The organism is Polaribacter sp. BM10, assembly GCF_002005425.1.
GTDB lineage: Bacteria > Bacteroidota > Bacteroidia > Flavobacteriales > Flavobacteriaceae > Polaribacter > Polaribacter marinaquae.
Map to the genome: position 1 here is coordinate 1,556,705 of NZ_CP019704.1, position 19,723 is coordinate 1,576,427.

Sequence of the window (19,723 nt, forward strand, 5' to 3'; positions counted from 1 at the left end):
ATAAAAAAAGAAAAAATGAGCTATTTAGAAACAACACACAATGTATACAAAGAAGCAGCATTAACACCAGATGTTGGTTTGTGTTGCACTACCAACCCTATTTGGGAATTACCAGGTTTAAAAATACCAAGAATTATGCAAGAAATGAACTACGGTTGTGGTTCTACTGTGCATGCTAGAGATTTAACCAACAACCCAAAAATGCTATATGTTGGCGTTGGTGGTGGTATGGAGTTGCTACAATTTGCGTATTTTAATAGAAACAAAGGTGGTGTTATTGGTTTAGATGTTGTAGATGAAATGTTAGAAGCTTCTCGTAAAAACTTTAAAGAGGCAGAAGCTCAAAACGATTGGTTTAAAAGCGAGTTTGTAGATTTACGTAAAGGGGATGCCATGAATTTGCCTGTAGAAGATAATTCTATTGATGTTGCTGCACAAAACTGTTTGTTCAATATTTTTAAGTCAGATGATTTAAAGAAAGCCATTGCAGAAATGTACCGAGTATTAAAACCGCATGGTAAATTGGTAATGAGCGACCCTACTTGCGAACAAGAAATGAATGACGAACTACGTAATGATGAGCGTTTACGTGCCTTATGTTTAAGCGGGAGTCTATCTATTGCAGATTACGTAAAAGCCTTAACCGATGCTGGCTTTGGAACCATTGAAATTAGAGCTAGAAAGCCCTATAGAATTTTAGACCCTAAAAATTATCCAACAGAAGAGTTAATTTATATAGAATCGATAGAAGTTGCCGCAATTAAAGACCCAATGCCAGCAGATGGCCCATGTATTTTTACAGGTAAAGCAGCCATTTATTATGGGGATGAAGACTTTTTTGACGATGGCGCTGGCCATACTTTATTAAAAAATCAACCGTTGGCAATTTGCGATAAAACTGCAGCTGCCTTAAAAGCATTGGGTAGAGATGATATTTTCTTTTCAGAATCTACCTATCACTACGATGGTGGTGGTTGTTGTTAATTGAAACTTTTAGCCATTAGCTTTTAGCTGCTATTTTTAAGCGCATTAAAATGATATAAAACCTTAAATAATGAAAAAACTTTGCATCCTTTTTTTAGTAGTCAGTTCTACTGCATTTGCACAAAAAAAACTAGACAAACTATTGAATAAATGGAATACTAGAAACGTACCTTATATGTCGGTAGAAACCTTAGCATTGCCAAAAACCGATGCTATTTTATTAGATGCTAGAGAAAAAGCAGAGTTTGAGGTAAGCCACTTAAAAAAAGCCATTTACGTTGGATACGATAAATTTCAACTAGAAGAAACACTTACAAAATTGCCCAAAGATAAAGACGCTAAAATTGTAGTGTATTGTTCTTTAGGCATCCGTTCAGAAACCATTGCGCACAAATTAATTCAAGAAGGTTATACCAATGTTTACAATTTATATGGTGGTATTTTCGAATGGAAAAACAATAATTTTAAAGTAGTAGATACCTTAGGCAACCCCACAGAAAAAGTACATGTTTTCAGTAAAAACTGGGGTAAGTGGTTGCATAAAGGCACAAAAGTTTACGAATAAACTCATAAAAAAGATGACTAAAAATCATAAAAACCTATTGCTTGTTTTTACTAGAAATCCAGAATTAGGGAAAGCAAAAACACGATTGGCAAAAACGGTTGGCGACAAAAAAGCTTTAGAAATTTACAAGTTTCTATTAGATAGAACAAGAACCATTGCAAGCCAAGTAAACGCAGACAAAGCGGTGTACTATTCCGTTAAAATTAGAGAAAACGATCTTTGGGATGCTAATGTTTTTCAAAAGCACCAACAAATTGGCGAAGATTTAGGTATTCGAATGCAAAATGCTTTTCATAATGGTTTTACAGCAGGCTATGACAAGGTTTTAATTATTGGTAGCGATCTGTACGATTTAACACCAGAAACGGTAGACAATGCTTTTCATCAATTAGATACTAATGATGTAGTTATTGGGCCGGCAGAAGATGGTGGTTATTATTTGTTAGGGATGAATCGCTTACACGAAAAAGTGTTTCAAAACAAAGAATGGGGCACAGAAACGGTTAGAGCCGCAACTTTAAAAGATTTACAAGATAAAAAAGTACATTTGTTACACGAATTGAATGATGTAGATGTTTATGAAGATATAGCAAACCATCCTGCTTTTCAACATTTATTATAAAAATAGACCAAACTAAAATTATGAAACAACAGCAATTACAAGAAACTATCGATTTTTTAAAAGCAAAAGGTATTACAAAGCCTACTACAGGTATTGTTTTAGGTACAGGTTTGGGTAAGTTGGTAGATGAAATTACCATCGAAAAAGAAATTCCGTATGCAGACATCCCTAACTTTCCGGTAGCTACCGTAGAATTTCATTCTGGAAAATTAATTTATGGTGATTTGTCTGGTAAAAAAGTTATCGTAATGGCGGGTAGATTTCATTTATACGAAGGTTATACGCCATGGGAAGTAACTTACGGCATTAGAACGATGCACGGTTTGGGCATTCAAAATCTATTAATTTCTAATGCTGCGGGTGCTATTAACCTAAATTATCAAAAAGGAGATTTAATGTTGATAGAAGACCACATCAATCTTCAAGGCAGTTCGCCATTAGCTTTTAACGGTGCAAATGCCTTTGGTACTATTTTTGCCGATATGCTAGAACCGTATTCAAAAGCAATCAATATAAAAATAAAAGACATCGCAAAAGCACATAAAATTCAATTACATCAAGGTATGTATGCAAGTGTACTTGGGCCACAGTTAGAAACGAGGGCAGAATATAGAATGTTGCAAATTTTAGAAGCCGATGCTGTTGGTATGAGTACTGTGCCAGAGGTAATTGTTGCCAAACAATTAAACCTGCCATGTGCTGCAATTTCTGTATTAACAGACGAGTGTGATCCTAAGAATTTACAACCTGTAGATATTGCAGAAATTATTGCTATTGCTGGTAAAGCAGAACCAAAAATGATTACACTTTTTAAAGAGGCGGTTAAAGAATTATAAACGCATCCTTTAGAATACTAAAAAGAGAATATCTTTAGAGAGCCGTTTGGCATACCTAAAAATATTCTCTTTTTGCTTATATAAAATATTATTTATTCTTTAAAATTTAACAACTTTAAATAACAATTAGTCTCTCTTTTTTTCTTTTACTTAACACACTATTCACATTTAAGCAATCTTATAGTTATATGCTTGTAAGTTTAAATTTACAACATGACTAGAGTCACTTTCTTTGCTTTTTTTATTTTATTACAAACCCTAGGTCAAGAAGTAAAATTCGAAAACTTTTCTGTTAACAATGGCTTATCTAACAATTCTGTTAAAGATATCGAAAATGACAATAATGGTGGTTTATGGGTAGCTACTTGGGATGGTTTGAACTATTTTGACGGCTACAGCTTTAAAATTTTTAAAAATGATATCGATGATAAAAATACGATTGCAGGTAATTTTATAGCTAAAATTAAAAAGGATGGAAAGGGTCGTATTTGGATACTTACCGAAGATTTTAAAATAAGCAGATACATCGGTAATAAAAAGTTTAAAAATTACTCTTTTAAAGAAAAACCTATAGACATTTCAATTTCGAATAATGAAAACATCATTATCTACACCAAAAATAATTGTTATGAATTTATTGAAGGCCAATTTAAAAACAGACCAACACACTTACCCAACGATAAAAATGTAAGATTAAAAAATATCTTACTCACTAAATATCCAAACCTAGTTATTAATGATGTTTTAAAAGACAAAACAGGTAATATTTGGTATGCTACACGTAAAAATGGTTTGTTTATCATAAGAAACAAACTAAATAAATCTAATAAATACCATATAGAAAACTATCTTAAAGATCCTTATTCGCTTACCAGTTTTAATAGTAACGAAATAGAAACCTTGCATGAAGATGTATTTGGTAATATTTGGTTAGGTGCTAAAGATGGTGGTATAAGTATGGCCTATACTAATTCTGATAAAATTCTCTCTATAGCACCACATCCTATAGATACTCCTAATATTCCAAACGAAACGCTACGCGCAATTACCAAAGATATTCATGGCAAACTTTGGTTGGGCTATTATACCAAAGGCTTATATTCTTATAATGCTGATAGTAAAAATTATAAAAAGTTTGCAATTAAAGAAGCAAAAGAACAACCAGATTGGAAACGCATACGCACACTATTTACAGCAACTGATGGTACAATATGGGCAGGAACTTATGCCGGAATTATCAGAATAAAGAAAAACGGAGAATACACTTTATATGATGCTACAAAAACCGCTAATTTTCCTAACAATAGAAATTATAGCATTTACGAAGACACCAACAAACACTTATGGATTGCATGTTGGGGTGGTGTTGCCAAATTTAATTTAAATTCAAATAAATTTGAAAGCTATAAAGGGCAACATTTATTAGAAAAGTACCATGTTAGAGATGTAAGTTTTATAGACAACGAGTTAATCTTAGCTACAGAAAATAATGGTTTACGCTTGTTTGATGTGCATAAAGAAAAACTACAAACCATTCCTGCTAAAAAAGGTCTTTCTAATTTTCATAAAGAAGATAAAAGTGTTACTTCTGGTAGTAACCATATAAAATTATTGGATTTAAAAAATGGTGAACTACAAACGATAACTACTAAAAACGGAATCTTAAGCAACAGTACCTATGCCGTTTATAAAGATTTAAAAACAGGGTATTATTGGGTAGCTACTTTAGGCGGATTGACCATTTTTGATAAGGAAAAAGGCATTATTAAAAATATTACTGAAAAAGAAGGTTTACCAAGTCAGCTTGTATATGGTATTTTAACCAATAAAAATGATGTTTGGATAAGTACAACCAAAGGCATTGCAATTATTAATAAAACTAATTTTTCTGTAAAACCTTTCTACCCAAAGGGTGGTTGGCAGGTTTCTGAGTTTTCTGAAGGCGCTTATTATCAAGATGCGAAAGGCGATTTATATTTTGGAGGGATTAATGGTCTTAACTATTTTAATCCTGATAATATTCAATTTAATAACACAGAAGTAAACCTTAAATTATGGGTAGATTATAATGAAAACTACACAAAAAATATTGTAAAAACGCACAATCAAAACCACATAGATATCGATTTGATTCCTATTCGATTTCCTATAAAAGTAGAAAAAAATATTTATTACAAATTAGAAGGCAAAGACAAAGAATGGATTTTATTAAATCTTAACAACAAAATAAGTTACAGCAACCTTGTACCTGGTAAGTATACTTTTTTGGTTAAAGAAGGTAAAAACAGTAATCAAAAACTACTTTTTAATTTAGAAATTAAAAAACCTTTTTACCAAACCTTTCTATTTTTTATAATAGTAATTGCGCTCATTTTAATGAGTGCCGTTGTGTTTATTTACATCAAAAATAAAGCTGCGATTAGACAACAGAAAAAATTAGAAGAAAAAATAATTGCAAGAACCAAAGTAATCGAAAATCAAAAAAAGGATTTAGAAGATATCAACTCTAAACTCGATGAAAAGAATAAAAAAATACTGCTTCAAAAAGAAAAACTATTAGAATTACACAATCAATTGAAGAACGAAGATTTTGAAATCGAAAAATTTAAAACCTTTGTGCTATCAGAATTTCAAGAACCTGTTTCTAATATCATAAAAAAAGCAAGTGATTTATCAGAAAATTCAGAAAACAAAAAAAGTATTCTTTCACAAGCCAACAAACTAATTACAGTAATTTCTGAGTGGAATTATTTAAGTCAAATTAAAGATATTGGCGCAATAAAAACCTCGGTAGTAGATTTATTACCTATCGTAAAAAACAGTGTTAACAAACTAGAAAACGCATTGCAACAGCACAAAGTAGATTTTAGTTTTCACATTAACAAAACACCAAATTGGGTAGAAGTAGATGTTTTACGTTTTCGTTTGATGCTTCAATATTTATTTAATGATATTCAAAAATATTCTGATAAAGGCAGTCAATTAGAATTGCAAATTAAATACAAAGCAGGTAATTTTAATGTACAAATTACCTCTAACAGCAGTTTACTTTTAAATAACTGGCATCGTGTAATGCATTACAGTCCTTATTTTAAAGCGTTTCAAACTTTAATAAAAGATTTAAATGGCGAATTTTACAACTTTAACTTAGAAAGCTCTTTTAAAGTATCATTACAAATACCCATACCCCCAATTAATACCAAAGATGCACAAATAGAAACCATCTCTTGGAAACATTTTAACGAACAAGACAACCTCGCTTCAGACAAAAAAAATGTATTGGTTTTTTGTGATAAAGAAAACACCAGTGCTGCAAATCAAATCGTATTAGAAAACAACTATAATTTAATTTTCGAAAATACCGCTAGTAATTTAAATGCAGCTACAAAACAACTTACAATACATAGCATTGTATTATATGACGTTGCTTTTTCTAAAGAACTCTTGTACTTTCTTAAAAATTCTGATGAAATTAAAAACAGAAAAATTCCGCTTATCTACATATCCGAAGATTTTAATACACAATTAAGAGAACAGTCTGTTGAGTTTGGTATCGATACTATCATTCAACTACCAGCAAGTACCTCGTTTGTACAAAAAAAAATAGCCTCTTTAATAAACACAAAAAGCAATGCACCATTAGACCATAAATTTCAACAACAAATATTTGATATTTTAACGGATAAAGAACAATTACAAACAGCAAATGACAAGCTCTTAAAAAAGAGTTTACATATTATAAAAAGTGAAATTCACAATCCAACTTTTAATGTAGAAATGTTGGTAGATACCTTAGATATCTCTAGGGTAAAATGTTATCGTTTATTTAAAGAGCGTTTAAAACAATCGCCCTCAGATGTAATCATGTCTTTAAGACTTCAAAAAGCAGAAGCGTTGTTAAAAACGCAAAAACTAAATATATCCGAAATAAGTTTTGAGTGCGGTTATAACGATCCCAAATATTTTGCAAAAGCTTTTAAGAAGCATTATGGTAAAAGCCCTAAAGAATTTAAACAACAGTTTTGTTAAATGTATTGTTACTGTAGGATTTTCTAAATGTTAGAGAATTGTTACTGTAACAAAACTACACCCAATCTGTTTCTTTTTTATACCAATTTGAACAATTTATACCCCTCTTAGAAACAATAATACCCCTATCGGGCATTTTGCCCAACTACATTTATCAAAACTAAAAACACAATTTAAATGAAAAATTTTTACTTATTATTAATTCTTGTCTTTGGGTGTATAGCATATACCGGTGCACAAGTAAAGGTAACAGGGAGTGTAGTTTCCAACACAGACAACCTCCCCATACCAAATGTATCTATTACTGTTAAAGGAAATAACAGTAAAGGAACTGCTACAGATTTTGACGGAAATTTTAAATTATCTCTAAACAATCAAACGGGTACTTTAGTATTTTCTTCTTTAGGGTATGAAACAAAAGAAGTAGCGTTTATCGGCAATCAAGTTTTAAAGGTAACTTTAAAAGAAAGTTCTAGTTCTTTAGACGAAATTGTAATTGTTGGTTACGGTTCTCAAAAAAGATCAGACGTTACTGGTGCAATATCTTCTGTAAAAAGCGAAAACTTTAACAAAGGGGTTGTTGCCAATGCGGGGCAATTATTACAAGGTAAAGTTGCCGGTGTAAATGTATCATCTAATAGTGGTGAACCAGGTGCAACACAAGATGTAATTATTAGAGGGGTTGGTAGTTTAAGATCTGGTACAACACCTCTTTACATTGTAGATGGTTTTGCTCTAGACAACACCAATAATGGTGTTGCTTCTAACCCATTAAACTTTATCAATCCTCAAGACATCGAAAGTATAGAAGTTTTAAAAGATGCATCTTCTGCAGCAATTTATGGTTCTAGAGCTGCAAATGGTGTTATTGTAATTACTACTAAAAAAGGTAAGAAAGGTAAAACTAAAATAAACCTAACACTTTCTAGTGGTTTTGCTACTATTGCAAATAAAATAGCTGTTTTTACTGCTGATGAGTTTAGAACCAATGTAAATGCCGTAAACGGTACTTTGGCAGATGGCGGTGGTGCCACAGATTGGCAAAAAGAACTTACAAGAGCTGCCATTTCTAATAACATTAACTTTTCTATGAGTGGTGGTACAGAAAATTCTTCTTACGCTGCTTCTATTGGTTTAGATGACCAAGAAGGAATCTTAAGAAACAGTAATTTAAAACGTTATTCTGGTCGTTTAAATTTATCACAAAAAGCAATGAACGATAAATTTAACGTAACCTTTAACCTAACAGCTACTAAATTAGACAATACAAGACCAAATGCCAATGCTGTTGTTGGTAATATGCTAAGTTTAAACCCTACAGATACACCTTATGAAAACGGTACGTTAAAAGGAAATTTAAGCAACGATATTTTAAACCCATTTATTGCAGAATCTCTTTACGGAGACTATACAAATAACAATCGTATTCTAGCAAACATTGCACCTTCTTATAAAATCACAAAAGGGTTAACTTATAAGTTAAACATGGGTGTAGACTACTCTATCACAGAAAGAGATGTGCAAAACTTACCATATGCTACAGAAACCAACACAACATTGGGTAGTGTAAATACGGCGACTACAAAAAATAGTAATACACTTGTAGAAAACACACTAACTTACAATTTGTATGGTGATAAAAGTAGTTTTACATTTTTAGCAGGTCATACTTACCAGCAAACAGAAGTTAGTCAAAAACAATTTTTCTTAGAAGGTTTTCCAGACAATGGTGTAGAACCAAGATATCAATTAGAAACTGCAAATCAACAAACAACGCAATCGGCTTTTGCAACTAAAAACGAGTTACAATCTTTCTTCGGAAGACTTAATTATACCTACGACGATAAATACTTAGTAACAGCGACAATGCGTGCAGATGGTTCTTCTAAATTTGGTAAGAATAATAGATATGGATATTTTCCTTCTGTTGCATTGGGTTGGAATATTAGCAATGAAAACTTTTTGGCGAATTCAACTACAATTAACAACTTAAAATTAAGAGCTAGTTGGGGACAAACGGGTAGTCAAGAAATACCATCTAAAATTACCAAAGCAAGTTATACAGAAAGCAACTCAAATAACGACACATACCCTTTAGATAGTAGTGCTACAGATTTAAGTGGATACCCTTACGGTTCTATTTTTACACGTTTGGCAAATCCAAATATTCAATGGGAAGTTGCTACACAAACCAACATTGGTTTAGACTTTAGTTTACTTAACTACAAATTAACAGGTACTATCGATTATTTTAATAAAGTTACAGACAACATCTTATTAGAAGTTGCTCCTACAGATCCTATTGTTCCTGTTTCTACCTACTGGACCAACATTCCGAATATGGAAATCGAAAACAATGGTGTAGAAATCGCTTTAGATTATAAAGACTATGTAAACGATCGTTTTTCTTATAATTTTGGAGGTAATATTTCTTTTACAAAAAATACAGTAAACAACTCTCCTTACAAAATTTTAACTACAGGGGCTGCAAGAGGTGCAGGACAAACGGGTGCTACTATTAACGGCGTTTTAAATGGCGAATCTATTGGTGCTTTTTACATGCAAGAGTTTACAGGCATTGGTGCAGATGGTCTAAATCAATTTAGAGACACAAATAATGATGGTGAAATTTTAGATGATGACAGAACTGTAGTTGGTAATGCCCTACCAGATTATGTATATGCTTTTTACTTAAACTTTACTTACAAAAACTTCGATTTAGGTTTTAATTTTAATGGTGCTGGCGGAAACAAAATATACAACCATGTAGCCATGTCTTCTTTTAATAAAGGAAACCTAGCCAACTCTTTTAACACTACAAACAGAGCTATCGAGTTTTTAAACGAAGCTGCAACAAACTCTAACCTAGTTTCTACAAGGTATTTAGAAAATGGTAGTTTCTTAAGATTAAACAATGCAACAATTGGGTATAATTTATCACCAGAAAGTATCGGTTTTGGCGAAAGCATTAAAAATTTACGCTTATCAGTTACAGGTCAAAATCTATTTGTAATAACAGATTATAGCGGTTTCGACCCAGAAATTAATACAGGTAGTCCTTTAGGTGGTATCCAAACTTTTGGTATCGATTACTTTAGTTACCCAAAGAGTAAAACAATTCTTTTAAGCTTAAACGTAGAATTTTAATTAAAAAATAATGAAAAATATAATAAAAAGTACACTTTTAGCATTCAGCTTCTTATGTATCTATAGCTGTAGCGATTTAAATGAAGAGGTTTTAGATGAATCTTTAACAGGTAGCGGGCAAGCAGAAGCAATAAGTGGTGCTATTGCACCAGCTTACGGGCAAGTTTCTTGGACATGGAGGCACACAAACTACTATGGTTTGCAATTGATACCTAGTGACGAGGCTATTTTACCTTACAGAGGTGGTACAGATTGGTATGATGGTGGTAAGTTTTTAGCTGCACATACACACTCTATTACACCAACAAATGATTTGGTTAAAAGTGCTTGGACAGAGCTAACAATTAATATCTCTAGAACCGTAAGTGCTATCGAAGTTTTAAGACCATTGGCAGATGCAGGTAATACAGAGGCGGCTGGTGCTTTATATGAAATGATTGCGTTAAGGGCCTATTTAAATATGTTAACATTAGACAGTTGGGGCTTGGTCTTTAAAAAAGAATTGTCTAGCAAAGATTCAGAAATCTTAAGAAATCAAGAGGCAGTAGATTATATAGAAAGCGAATTGTTATCTGTTGTAGACCTTATAAATAATAATAAAGGCCCGGGTAGAATGACACAAGCTGCGGTTTGGGGATTTTTGGCAAGATTGCACTTAAATGCTGCTGTATATAGAGATCCTTACGGTACACCAAACTTTACCACAGAAGATATGGATAAGGTTATTACGTATACCAATAACATTATCAATTCAGGACAATTTTCTTTATCGCCAGAATATTTCGACTTGTTTAATGATGATAACAATAGCAATGCAGAATTGATATTTGCTTTAGACCAACGTGGTGTCTTAAAAAGAGAACACAGTCGTTGGGCATATTGGTCTATTCCTGGTTCTATGTACCCAAGACCAGAACACCTAAGTGCAGATGGTACAGATGGGCCAGCAATTACATCAGACTTTTATCAAACTTGGGTAGCTGCTTATGGTAACGTAGACCCAGCAGATGCAGACCCTAGGTTTTTACAAAAAAACACACAAGAAGCAGCCAACGGTGTAGCAGATCTTACAGGTTTATCTCCTTTAAATGACGAGAATAACTATTATTGTGTAGCTGCCAAAGACTTCGAAATTGATAGAGGTATTTTAAGAGGCGTGCCTTGGGCTGCTAGAAAAGATGAAAATGGTGCGTTTTATACTTGTAGCGATGGATACAGAATTTACCCAGTAAAACAAATAAAAGGAAACGGAAAAGATAAGAATGTAGCCTATGTAAATCTTACAGAAAAAGTAGATTTTACTAACGAAGGAAGAGCTCATCATACAGGTTTTCGTGTATCTAAATACCAATTTAGCCGCACCTCTCCTAACGGTAACAACTTTAGTAGCGTAGATTTAGTATTAATGCGTTATGCAGAAATTTACATGATGCGTGCAGAAGCTAAATTAAGAAAAGGAGACAATGCGGCTGCCTTAGCAGATGTAAATATTGTAAGAACATCTAGAACTGCACGTGCACCAATACCAACTGCTTTAAACAGTATCAATTTAGATATTTTATACAGAGAGTTAGGTTTCGAGTTCTATTGGGAAGGTTTAAGAAGAACAAACCAAATCCGTTTTAGTCATTACGAAGATTCGTGGACAGAAAAAACAGATGCCAATGTAAACAACAGGTTGTTTCCAATACCACAAGTTGCCATCGATGGTGCTTCTAACACACCAGGTTACTTAGAACAAAATAAAGGATATTAGATTTTATGTTTGATGTATGGGGGCTTTTCTTAATAAGAGGGCTCCCTTTTTTTATCAGATTCACTAAAAGTATAGCATGAAAAACATTTTGAAAAACACACTATTGGTTTTGCTATCTATTTTGTACATAGGTTGTAAAAAAGAAACATCTAAAACACCTTTAAATGTTATTTTAATGATAGGAGACGGTATGGGTCTTGCCCAAGTTTCTACAGCATTTTATTTCGGAAAAAACGCACCAAATTTCGAGCAGTTTAAAGAAATCGGCTTTATAAAAACTCAAAGTACAAGCCACACAATTACAGACTCTGCCGCAGGTGCAACTGCATTTGCAACAGGTCAAAAAACATACAAAAGAGCCATTGGTGTTTCTAAAGACAGTTTGCCTATTCCTACCATCATAGAGACCTTGCAACAAAAAGGTTATCAATCTGGTTTGGTAAGCTTAACACCCATAACTCATGCTACACCTGGGGCTTTTTATGCCCATGTAAAAGATAGAGATTCGCACGAAGAAATTGCTTTAGACCTTATCGATGCGAATATCGATTTTTTTGCAGGTGGTGGTTTAAAATATTTAAAACGCAGAAAAGATAAGAAAGATTTGTATGCTGCATTGCTAGCTAAAAATTACCAACTAGATTCTGTAGCATTATCTCCTTATAATATTCACAAAAGAAATGGGTATTTATTAGCAAACGATGGTTTGCCATCTAAATTAGAAGGTAGAAAAAGCTTTTTTCAAGATGCTACACAACTGGGTTTAGACTATTTAACAGAAAAAGAAAAACCTTTCTTTTTAATGATTGAAGGTTCTTATATCGATTGGGGCGGACACGCCATGGATGCCGAATTATTAAAACAAGAAGTTTTAGATTTTGATAAAACTTTAGGAGTTGTTTTAAACTACATAAAAAAACACCCAAACACACTTTTGGTAGTTACTGCAGACCATGAAACAGGAGGCGTAAGTATTGGAAAATCGTATGTTATTGATGAAGCTACAGGCGAGAAACAAGAAGAAGTAACCAATGTTTCTATCAACTTTAACAACGACCAACATAGCGGTACTTTAATTCCTGTTTTTGCAAAAGGTCCGGGCGCACCACTTTTTAAAGGCATTTATGAAAACAATGAAATTTATCATAAAATTTTAAAAGCCATTCACAACAAATAAAAATAATGAAATACAACTCTACAATAACACGCGTTTTATTCCTACTTACTTTGGTAGTGCATTGCACGCTTTTTGGGCAACAAAAACCCATCATTCATTCTCATAATGATTACTTACAATCTGTTCCTTTCTGGAACGCTTTCTCTAACGGCGCTACTTCTTTTGAAGCTGATGTATTTTTAAAAGACAAACAACTTTTTGTGGCGCATACGCTATCAGAAATACAACCTAAAAACACTTTTGAAACGCTGTATGCAAAGCCTCTTAAAACTGTTTTAAATTTAAAGTATCAAGAAGATAAGAAACTTTTGCTTTTAATAGATATCAAATCAGAAGCAGTATCAACATTAAACAAAGTAATTTCTGTATTAGAAAAATATCCTAGCATACACAATAGTAACAACCTCAAAATTGTAATTTCTGGTAATAGACCCCCTTCAAACACCTACAACACCTACCCTTCTTATATTTATTTTGATTGTCAAGAATTAGGTACAGAAGTATCAAAAAAAGCATGGGATAAAATAGGAATGGTGAGTTTAAGTTTTAAGCCTTTTTCTACATGGAACGGTAAAGGAAGATTAACGCACGATGATGCCACTAAAGTTAAAAACATCATAGCAAAAGCAAAGAAAACAAAAAAGCCTTTTCGTTTTTGGGCAAGTCCAGATTCTAAAAGAGCCTGGAGAACTTTGGCTGATATGGGCGTAGACATCATTAATACAGACAAACCTTTTTTATGCGCCACTTACTTTAATACTCTACCAAATAGAGCTATTACCTCTACAACATTTTCTAAAGTATACCAGCCCTCTTACAGCGCAGATCAAAAAGATTTACCTGTAAAAAACATTATTTTATTAATAGGTGATGGCAATGGTTTGGCTCAAATATCTGCCACAACTTTAGCAAATAATGGCAACTTGTCTTTAACACAACTAAAAAGTATTGGTTTTATAAAAACACAAGCTGCAGATGATTTTACAACAGATTCTGCTGCTGCAGGTACCGCGTTGGCTACGGGTATCAAAACAAATAATAGAGCCATTGGTACAGATCCTTTTAGAAAACCAATTCAGAATATTACAGAAATTTTAAGTAGTTTTAACTTTTCTACGGCCTGCATAACAACAGACAATATTATAGGGGCTACCCCGGCTTCTTTTTATGCACATGCTATCGACAGGTCTGATGATGCTATCATTTCTAAGCACCTTATTAATAGCAAGCTAAACTTATTTATTGGTGGCGGCGGTGCTAATTTTAAAAACACCTCTTTAACTACTAATTTTACCATTTTGCCTTCTTTAGAAAATTTAGAAAATACAACTGCAGATAAAGTAGGTGTATTTACATCTGTACATGGTTTAAAAACCATTATTAATGGTAGAGGAAACCTACTTGCCAACGCAACAAAAAAAGGTTTAGATTTTTTACATAAAAAAAACAAACCCTTCTTTTTAATGATAGAAGCTGCCAAAATAGACCATGCAGGTCATGCAAATGATACCGCAGGTATTTTAGCTGAATCAATCGATTTTGACAAAGCCATTACAGAGGCTTTAAAGTTTGCAGATACTCACCCAGATACTTTGGTAATTATTACCGCAGACCACGAAACTTCGGGCTTTAGCATCCCGCAGGGTAATGTAAAAACACATGAAATAGAAGGTTATTTTGCTTCGTACGACCACACAGCTATTATGGTGCCTATTTTTGCTTATGGCCCGATGTCTTATGAATTTCAGGGAGTTTATGAAAACAACGAAGTGTTTCATAAAATTATGAAAATTCTAAAGAAATAGTAGAAAAACTATCTATTTTTCAACTAAAAAACCCCAAACACTTGTTTGGGGTTTTTTACTTATAATATCTTTAGGATACTGCATTTAGTTCTTGCATTATTTCTGCAAACAGTTGGTACGATTTAATGCGGTCTTCTATATCATAAATATTGGTTACCGCAATCAATTCATCTGCTTGGGTTTCTTCTAAAAACATTTTTACTTGTGCTTTTACAGTGGCTTTGCTTCCTATAAAAGAATGCTTTAACATTTGATGTACTTGCGGATGCTCTAAAATTTCTTGATGCTCTTCTGTAAAAGTAACAGGTGGTTTTACACCACTTCTTTTACCGGTAAGCAAGCCTACAATTAATTGTATTAAAGAGGTTGCAATGCGTTTGGCTTCTTCATCTGTATCTGCAATAATCACATTTACACCTGCCATTACATAGGGTTTATCTAAGGCATCCGAAGGCTGAAACTCTTCTCTATAAATTTTTATAGCTGTTGCTAAATAGGTAGTTGCAAAATGACTTGCAAATGCATACGGCAAACCTTTTTTTGCTGCCAAATGTGCACTATCGGTACTAGAACCTAAAATATAAATAGGCACATCTACACCTTCTGCAACCGTTGCTCTTACAGCAGCAGTACTATTTTCTTTCGAAAAATATTGCTGAATTTTAGCTACTTCTCTCGGAAAATCTTGTGCGGCACTCATAAAATCTGAACGAATGGCTGCTGCTGTTGCCCTATCGGTTCCTGGTGCCCTACCCAAACCTAAATCGATTCTGTTAGGGTATAACGTTGCCAATGTACCAAATTGCTCTGCGACTATTAAAGGCGAATGATTGGGCAACATTATTCCGCCAGAACCAATGCGTAATCTGTTGGTTGCCTGTGCTGCGTGCCCAATTAAAATTGCTGTGGCACTAGACCCAATATGTTCTGAGTTGTGGTGTTCTGCCAACCAATATCTGGTATACCCGGCTTTTTCGGCACTTTTTGCTAGTGCTATAATATTGCGAAAGGTTTGTTGTAATGTATTATTTTGAGATACCAAAGCCAAATCTAGTATCGAGTATAAAGTGTTTTTAAATTTCATAAAAGTATCAGAATCAATGTAAACGTGTGTTTCAAACTTTTTAAGGGACCACAAAGTTACGCAACCAATTTAGTTGTTTGCACTAAGGTTCTGTTAATTCTTACAATAGAACTATTGATACAATTGATAGGCTTACAACGCTAAAAGCTTAGCGTTTTTTACCTTTACTTTTTAGCTCTTTTATTTTTACGTAAATTAACTTTAAGCGGCCGTTTGCAGTGTCTCTTCGTTCTACTTCAAAGTTTGGTATCGACTGAATTAACGGTGTTAATTTTTGAAACCCATAATTTCTAGAATCAAAATTGGGTTGTTTCTTTTGCAACAAACCACCAACATCTCCTAAAAAGGCCCAACCATCATCATCGGCAACATCATCTATAGTATTGGCTATAAATTTTATTTCTTTTGGGGTAATGGTATCGTACTTATTTTTGATAGTCGGTTTTGTAGTTGTTGTTTCTTGTTCGTTGTCTTCGTTTTCTTGCTTTAAGATTTCGATATAAATAAACTTATCACAAGCTACAATAAACGGATTTGGTGTTTTCTTTTCTCCCAATCCGTACACTTTCATACCAGCTTCTCTTAAACGGGTTGCCAAACGTGTAAAATCGCTATCACTAGACACCAAACAGAAACCGTCTACTTTTTCTGAATATAAAATATCCATCGCATCGATAATCATGGCAGAATCTGTGGCATTTTTACCGGTAGTATAGCCATATTGCTGTATGGGTGTAATGGCATTTTCTAACAACATGTTTTTCCATTTAGACAAGTGTGGCTTGGTCCAATCACCATAAATACGTTTAATTGTTGGGTTACCGTATTTGGCAATTTCTTCCATCATTTCTTTTACATACGCAGAGGGTATGTTGTCTCCGTCTATTAAAACTGCTAGTTTTATGTCCATTATATCTTGTTTATAGTTATAAAGATAGTGGGTTTCTTACAACTGTTAAAACTTAACCGCTTTTAAATTGCATTTTGTAGATTTCTTTTCTCTTTTATTTTAAGATGAAAGTTTATTGGACTGCACATTTATAAAAGATAAGTTGTAACTTTCATTTTTAAAACAAAAAAACACTATGGGATTATTTAATAAAATACTAGGCAATGCTAGTGAGGTTTCTACTGAAAAATTAACAGAAAAATACCAACGCTTGTTAGTAGACAACGAGCATATAGAACTTGGTTTTAAATTGTTAAGAGATACGTTTATGTTTACCAACAAACGTTTAATTTTAATAGATGTGCAAGGTTTAACGGGTAGTAAAGTAGAATACAAATCGATGCCCTATAAAAGTATTTCTCGGTTTTCTTTAGAAACCTCGGGTACTTTTGATTTGGATGCCGAATTAAAAATTTGGATTTCGAGCGAAAACATTCCTTCTGTAAGCAAAAAGTTTAACAAAAGTATCGATGTCTACGAGGTACAAAAGTACTTGGCTAGTAAAGTGATGTAGATACTGTGCCTACAAAACCTTATTTTTTACCTTTCACTACAATTTAGTAATACCTCGCCTTTAAAATAAAGGCGAGGTATTACCAATAATTACTTTTTAGAATTCTTTGCGGCTGCACTTTGTGCTCTTGCTGCAAAACTCCCCTTAGTTACACCTCCAGATTTTGATGCTCCTGCAGTACTACTTTGAATTCTTGAAGCTGCTGCACTTGACATTGATTTTGATTTACTCATAATAATTTATTTAAAGTTTTAAGAAGTACTTTACTTCCTTTTACACTTCAAAGATGCATAAGATTATAGTTAATATTTCTTGTTTGTGACGAAGTACTATTATTTGTGATAAAAGCTATCTTTTTTGTGATTTCTAATTAAACTTCTACAAATATTAGTATTTTAGTTTTCCAAAAAATTGAAACACACCCTAATGAAAAAGCTTTATGATAAGTTCTTAAATGAACTTGAATATCTTATGGATAATGCCCCTTTTTTCTTAATTATTTTAGCATTATTAATACTTCGTAACCTTTACAACTACATTATTAAAAGATATTATAAAAGTGAAAATACCGAATTAGAAAACTTAAATAACAAGTTACAAGAAGAAAAAAACTTAAACCAGCAAAAGCTTAAGAGCTATGAGCATTTAGAAAAAGAAAGTCTTACAAATAAAAATGAATTATTAAAAGTAAAACAAGAACTTACTGAAACGAAAAAGATTTATTTTGAAAGTTTAAACAAAAAAGAACAAGAAATAGCAAAACATAAAGAAACCAATACGCATCAAAAAAGAACGTATGAAAGATATGTTAATTTTAAAACAGTAGAAGCAAACAACACTAGATTGGGTGCACATTTTATTAAAAATGTTATTAGCCAGATATATGATGATATAGAGCAAACAGAAAAAAGTTACAAAACCTTTTTAGGCATTAGCTTTAGTGTTAAAAATACCAAAAGAAAAATACCCCCAATTAAGGCTTTAAAAAACATCTTTAAATTATTAGATTATAATGTTACTGCTTTACACAAAGAAAACACTTCTTTAAAAGAAGAACTAGAACACATACACATGTTTTTAGACTTAATTAAATACTTAAAACCAAATACAAACATTCAGTTTAACAATACATTAAAAAGAGAGCAAAACAACACTATTAAAATTAAACCCACACTCTTTTTTCCGTTTGTAGAAAATGCATTAAAACATGGTAACTTAAATAATAAGCATTCTTTTATTAGTATTATTTTAAAAGAAAACGAACACAAACAATTAAGCTATTGTTTGGTAAATAGTGCAGAGCAACGATTAAATTATACTACAGAAGTTACAACACCAACTAGCTTTGGTTTAAATGCCTTGCAACAATTGTTAAACGCTTATTACCCAAAAAGTAAATTAGAACATAAAGCACTACCTAACAACCAATATCTATCTGAATTAACACTAAGCCTGCATTAAATGATACGTTATATTTTGGTGGATGACGACCCACAAACTTTAGAAAGAGTTCGAGAAAAAATTGATATTATTGCTAAGGATTACGCCCTACAACACGTTAAAAGCTATGATAGTTCTAAAAAGGCTTTTGAAGATATAAACGAACATGATTTTGATTTGTTGATTGTAGATTTTTATATGCCTGTGTATAATGGTTTAGAATTGGCTAAAAAAGTAGCTACTCATAAAAAAGTTATCTTTTTAACCTCTACCATTAACAATGAGCAAAAAGTAATTAACCGTTTAGATATTTCTGGATACTTAAGCAAACCTTTTGAACTAGAAGAATTTGAAGCTATTTTAAAAGAGAAGATTCTTGGTAGAGTAAACAACCAAAAAATCTATCAAAAAGGCGATTTGGTTATGCTAGCCATCTCTAAAAACAAAAATATTGGTATCTACCCAGAAGACATCTATTTTATTAGTTCTGCTTTAATAAGTTCTGGACATAAAGTAAAAGACAATAAAAAAGTAAAGGCAGAAAAACCACAAAGTAATCATGTACATTTTTATGGAAAAAATGATATAATCGAATTTGAATCTATAAGAATAACGATTAATGATTTGGAATTAAATCTTTATAAGTTTGGTTTTAGAAAAATCAATCAAAGCACCTTAATTAATACCAATTACATTAGAAATATAGACAGTCGTAACCTAGAATTATATTATTGTAAAACACCTTTTGAAATTAGTAATAAAGAAAAAACAAGGTTTTTAGAAAATATTTAATGCCACCATTAATTTTTAACAAG

15 protein-coding genes are annotated in these 19,723 nt (G+C 32.5%); 12 read left to right on the top strand and 3 right to left on the bottom strand.

Features of this window, described 5'->3' with window-relative positions:
* Positions 1-15: 15 nt before the first annotated feature.
* The 9 genes from arsM to BXQ17_RS07050 all read left to right on the top strand — a co-directional run bounded on the left by arsM (position 16) and on the right by BXQ17_RS07050 (position 14,921).
* Positions 16-984, top strand: a complete 969-nt coding sequence (arsM, locus tag BXQ17_RS07010) for an arsenosugar biosynthesis arsenite methyltransferase ArsM (RefSeq protein WP_077809927.1) — start codon at positions 16-18, stop codon at positions 982-984.
* Between the two features lie 70 nt (positions 985-1,054).
* Entirely contained in the window at positions 1,055-1,549 is a 495-nt protein-coding gene (locus BXQ17_RS07015; RefSeq protein WP_077809928.1) for a rhodanese-like domain-containing protein, read from the top strand.
* A 13-nt stretch (positions 1,550-1,562) separates the two neighbouring features.
* The gene (locus BXQ17_RS07020; RefSeq protein ID WP_077809929.1) at positions 1,563-2,171 is read left to right on the top strand and encodes a TIGR04282 family arsenosugar biosynthesis glycosyltransferase; all 609 of its coding nucleotides are present in this window, start codon (positions 1,563-1,565) and stop codon (positions 2,169-2,171) included.
* Between the two features lie 20 nt (positions 2,172-2,191).
* Positions 2,192-3,007 carry a purine-nucleoside phosphorylase gene (locus BXQ17_RS07025; RefSeq protein WP_077809930.1) on the top strand — a complete coding sequence of 272 codons (816 nt, stop codon included), beginning with the start codon at positions 2,192-2,194 and terminating at the stop codon, positions 3,005-3,007.
* A gap of 213 nt (positions 3,008-3,220) precedes the next feature.
* Complete coding sequence (locus BXQ17_RS07030; protein ID WP_077809931.1) at positions 3,221-7,036, top strand: two-component regulator propeller domain-containing protein; 3,816 nt, start codon at positions 3,221-3,223, stop codon at positions 7,034-7,036.
* Positions 7,037-7,213: 177 nt separating this feature from the next.
* On the top strand, positions 7,214-10,183 hold the full coding sequence (locus BXQ17_RS07035) for a TonB-dependent receptor (RefSeq protein WP_077809932.1): 2,970 nt from the start codon (positions 7,214-7,216) through the stop codon (positions 10,181-10,183).
* A gap of 10 nt (positions 10,184-10,193) precedes the next feature.
* Positions 10,194-11,939 carry a RagB/SusD family nutrient uptake outer membrane protein gene (locus BXQ17_RS07040; protein WP_077809933.1) on the top strand — a complete coding sequence of 582 codons (1,746 nt, stop codon included), beginning with the start codon at positions 10,194-10,196 and terminating at the stop codon, positions 11,937-11,939.
* 76 nt (positions 11,940-12,015) lie between these two features.
* Positions 12,016-13,116, top strand: a complete 1,101-nt coding sequence (locus tag BXQ17_RS07045) for an alkaline phosphatase (RefSeq protein ID WP_077809934.1) — start codon at positions 12,016-12,018, stop codon at positions 13,114-13,116.
* Between the two features lie 5 nt (positions 13,117-13,121).
* Entirely contained in the window at positions 13,122-14,921 is a 1,800-nt protein-coding gene (locus tag BXQ17_RS07050) for an alkaline phosphatase (RefSeq protein ID WP_077809935.1), read from the top strand.
* A gap of 70 nt (positions 14,922-14,991) precedes the next feature.
* Here the strand turns inward: BXQ17_RS07050 and BXQ17_RS07055 are convergent, their stop codons facing one another.
* A complete protein-coding gene (locus BXQ17_RS07055; protein WP_077809936.1) occupies positions 14,992-16,005 on the bottom strand; it encodes an LLM class flavin-dependent oxidoreductase in 1,014 nt (337 codons plus the stop codon).
* Positions 16,006-16,153: 148 nt separating this feature from the next.
* On the bottom strand, positions 16,154-16,915 hold the full coding sequence (locus tag BXQ17_RS07060; RefSeq protein ID WP_077809937.1) for an NYN domain-containing protein: 762 nt from the start codon (positions 16,913-16,915) through the stop codon (positions 16,154-16,156).
* 175 nt (positions 16,916-17,090) lie between these two features.
* Between BXQ17_RS07060 and BXQ17_RS07065 the strand changes: the two genes are divergently transcribed.
* Positions 17,091-17,468, top strand: coding sequence for a PH domain-containing protein (locus tag BXQ17_RS07065; RefSeq protein WP_077809938.1), 378 nt, complete (start codon positions 17,091-17,093; stop codon positions 17,466-17,468).
* A gap of 89 nt (positions 17,469-17,557) precedes the next feature.
* On the opposite strand, the gene BXQ17_RS14520 is transcribed toward BXQ17_RS07065, so the two are convergent.
* Positions 17,558-17,701 carry a hypothetical protein gene (locus BXQ17_RS14520; RefSeq protein WP_187661443.1) on the bottom strand — a complete coding sequence of 48 codons (144 nt, stop codon included), beginning with the start codon at positions 17,699-17,701 and terminating at the stop codon, positions 17,558-17,560.
* 193 nt (positions 17,702-17,894) lie between these two features.
* Between BXQ17_RS14520 and BXQ17_RS07070 the strand changes: the two genes are divergently transcribed.
* Positions 17,895-18,929: a hypothetical protein gene (locus BXQ17_RS07070; protein WP_149025875.1), complete on the top strand. Its 1,035-nt coding sequence runs from the start codon at positions 17,895-17,897 to the stop codon at positions 18,927-18,929.
* Positions 18,930-19,700 (top strand): LytTR family DNA-binding domain-containing protein, encoded by a 771-nt coding sequence (locus BXQ17_RS07075; RefSeq protein WP_077809940.1) that lies wholly within the window; start codon positions 18,930-18,932, stop codon positions 19,698-19,700.
* The last annotated feature ends 23 nt before the right edge of the window (positions 19,701-19,723 follow it).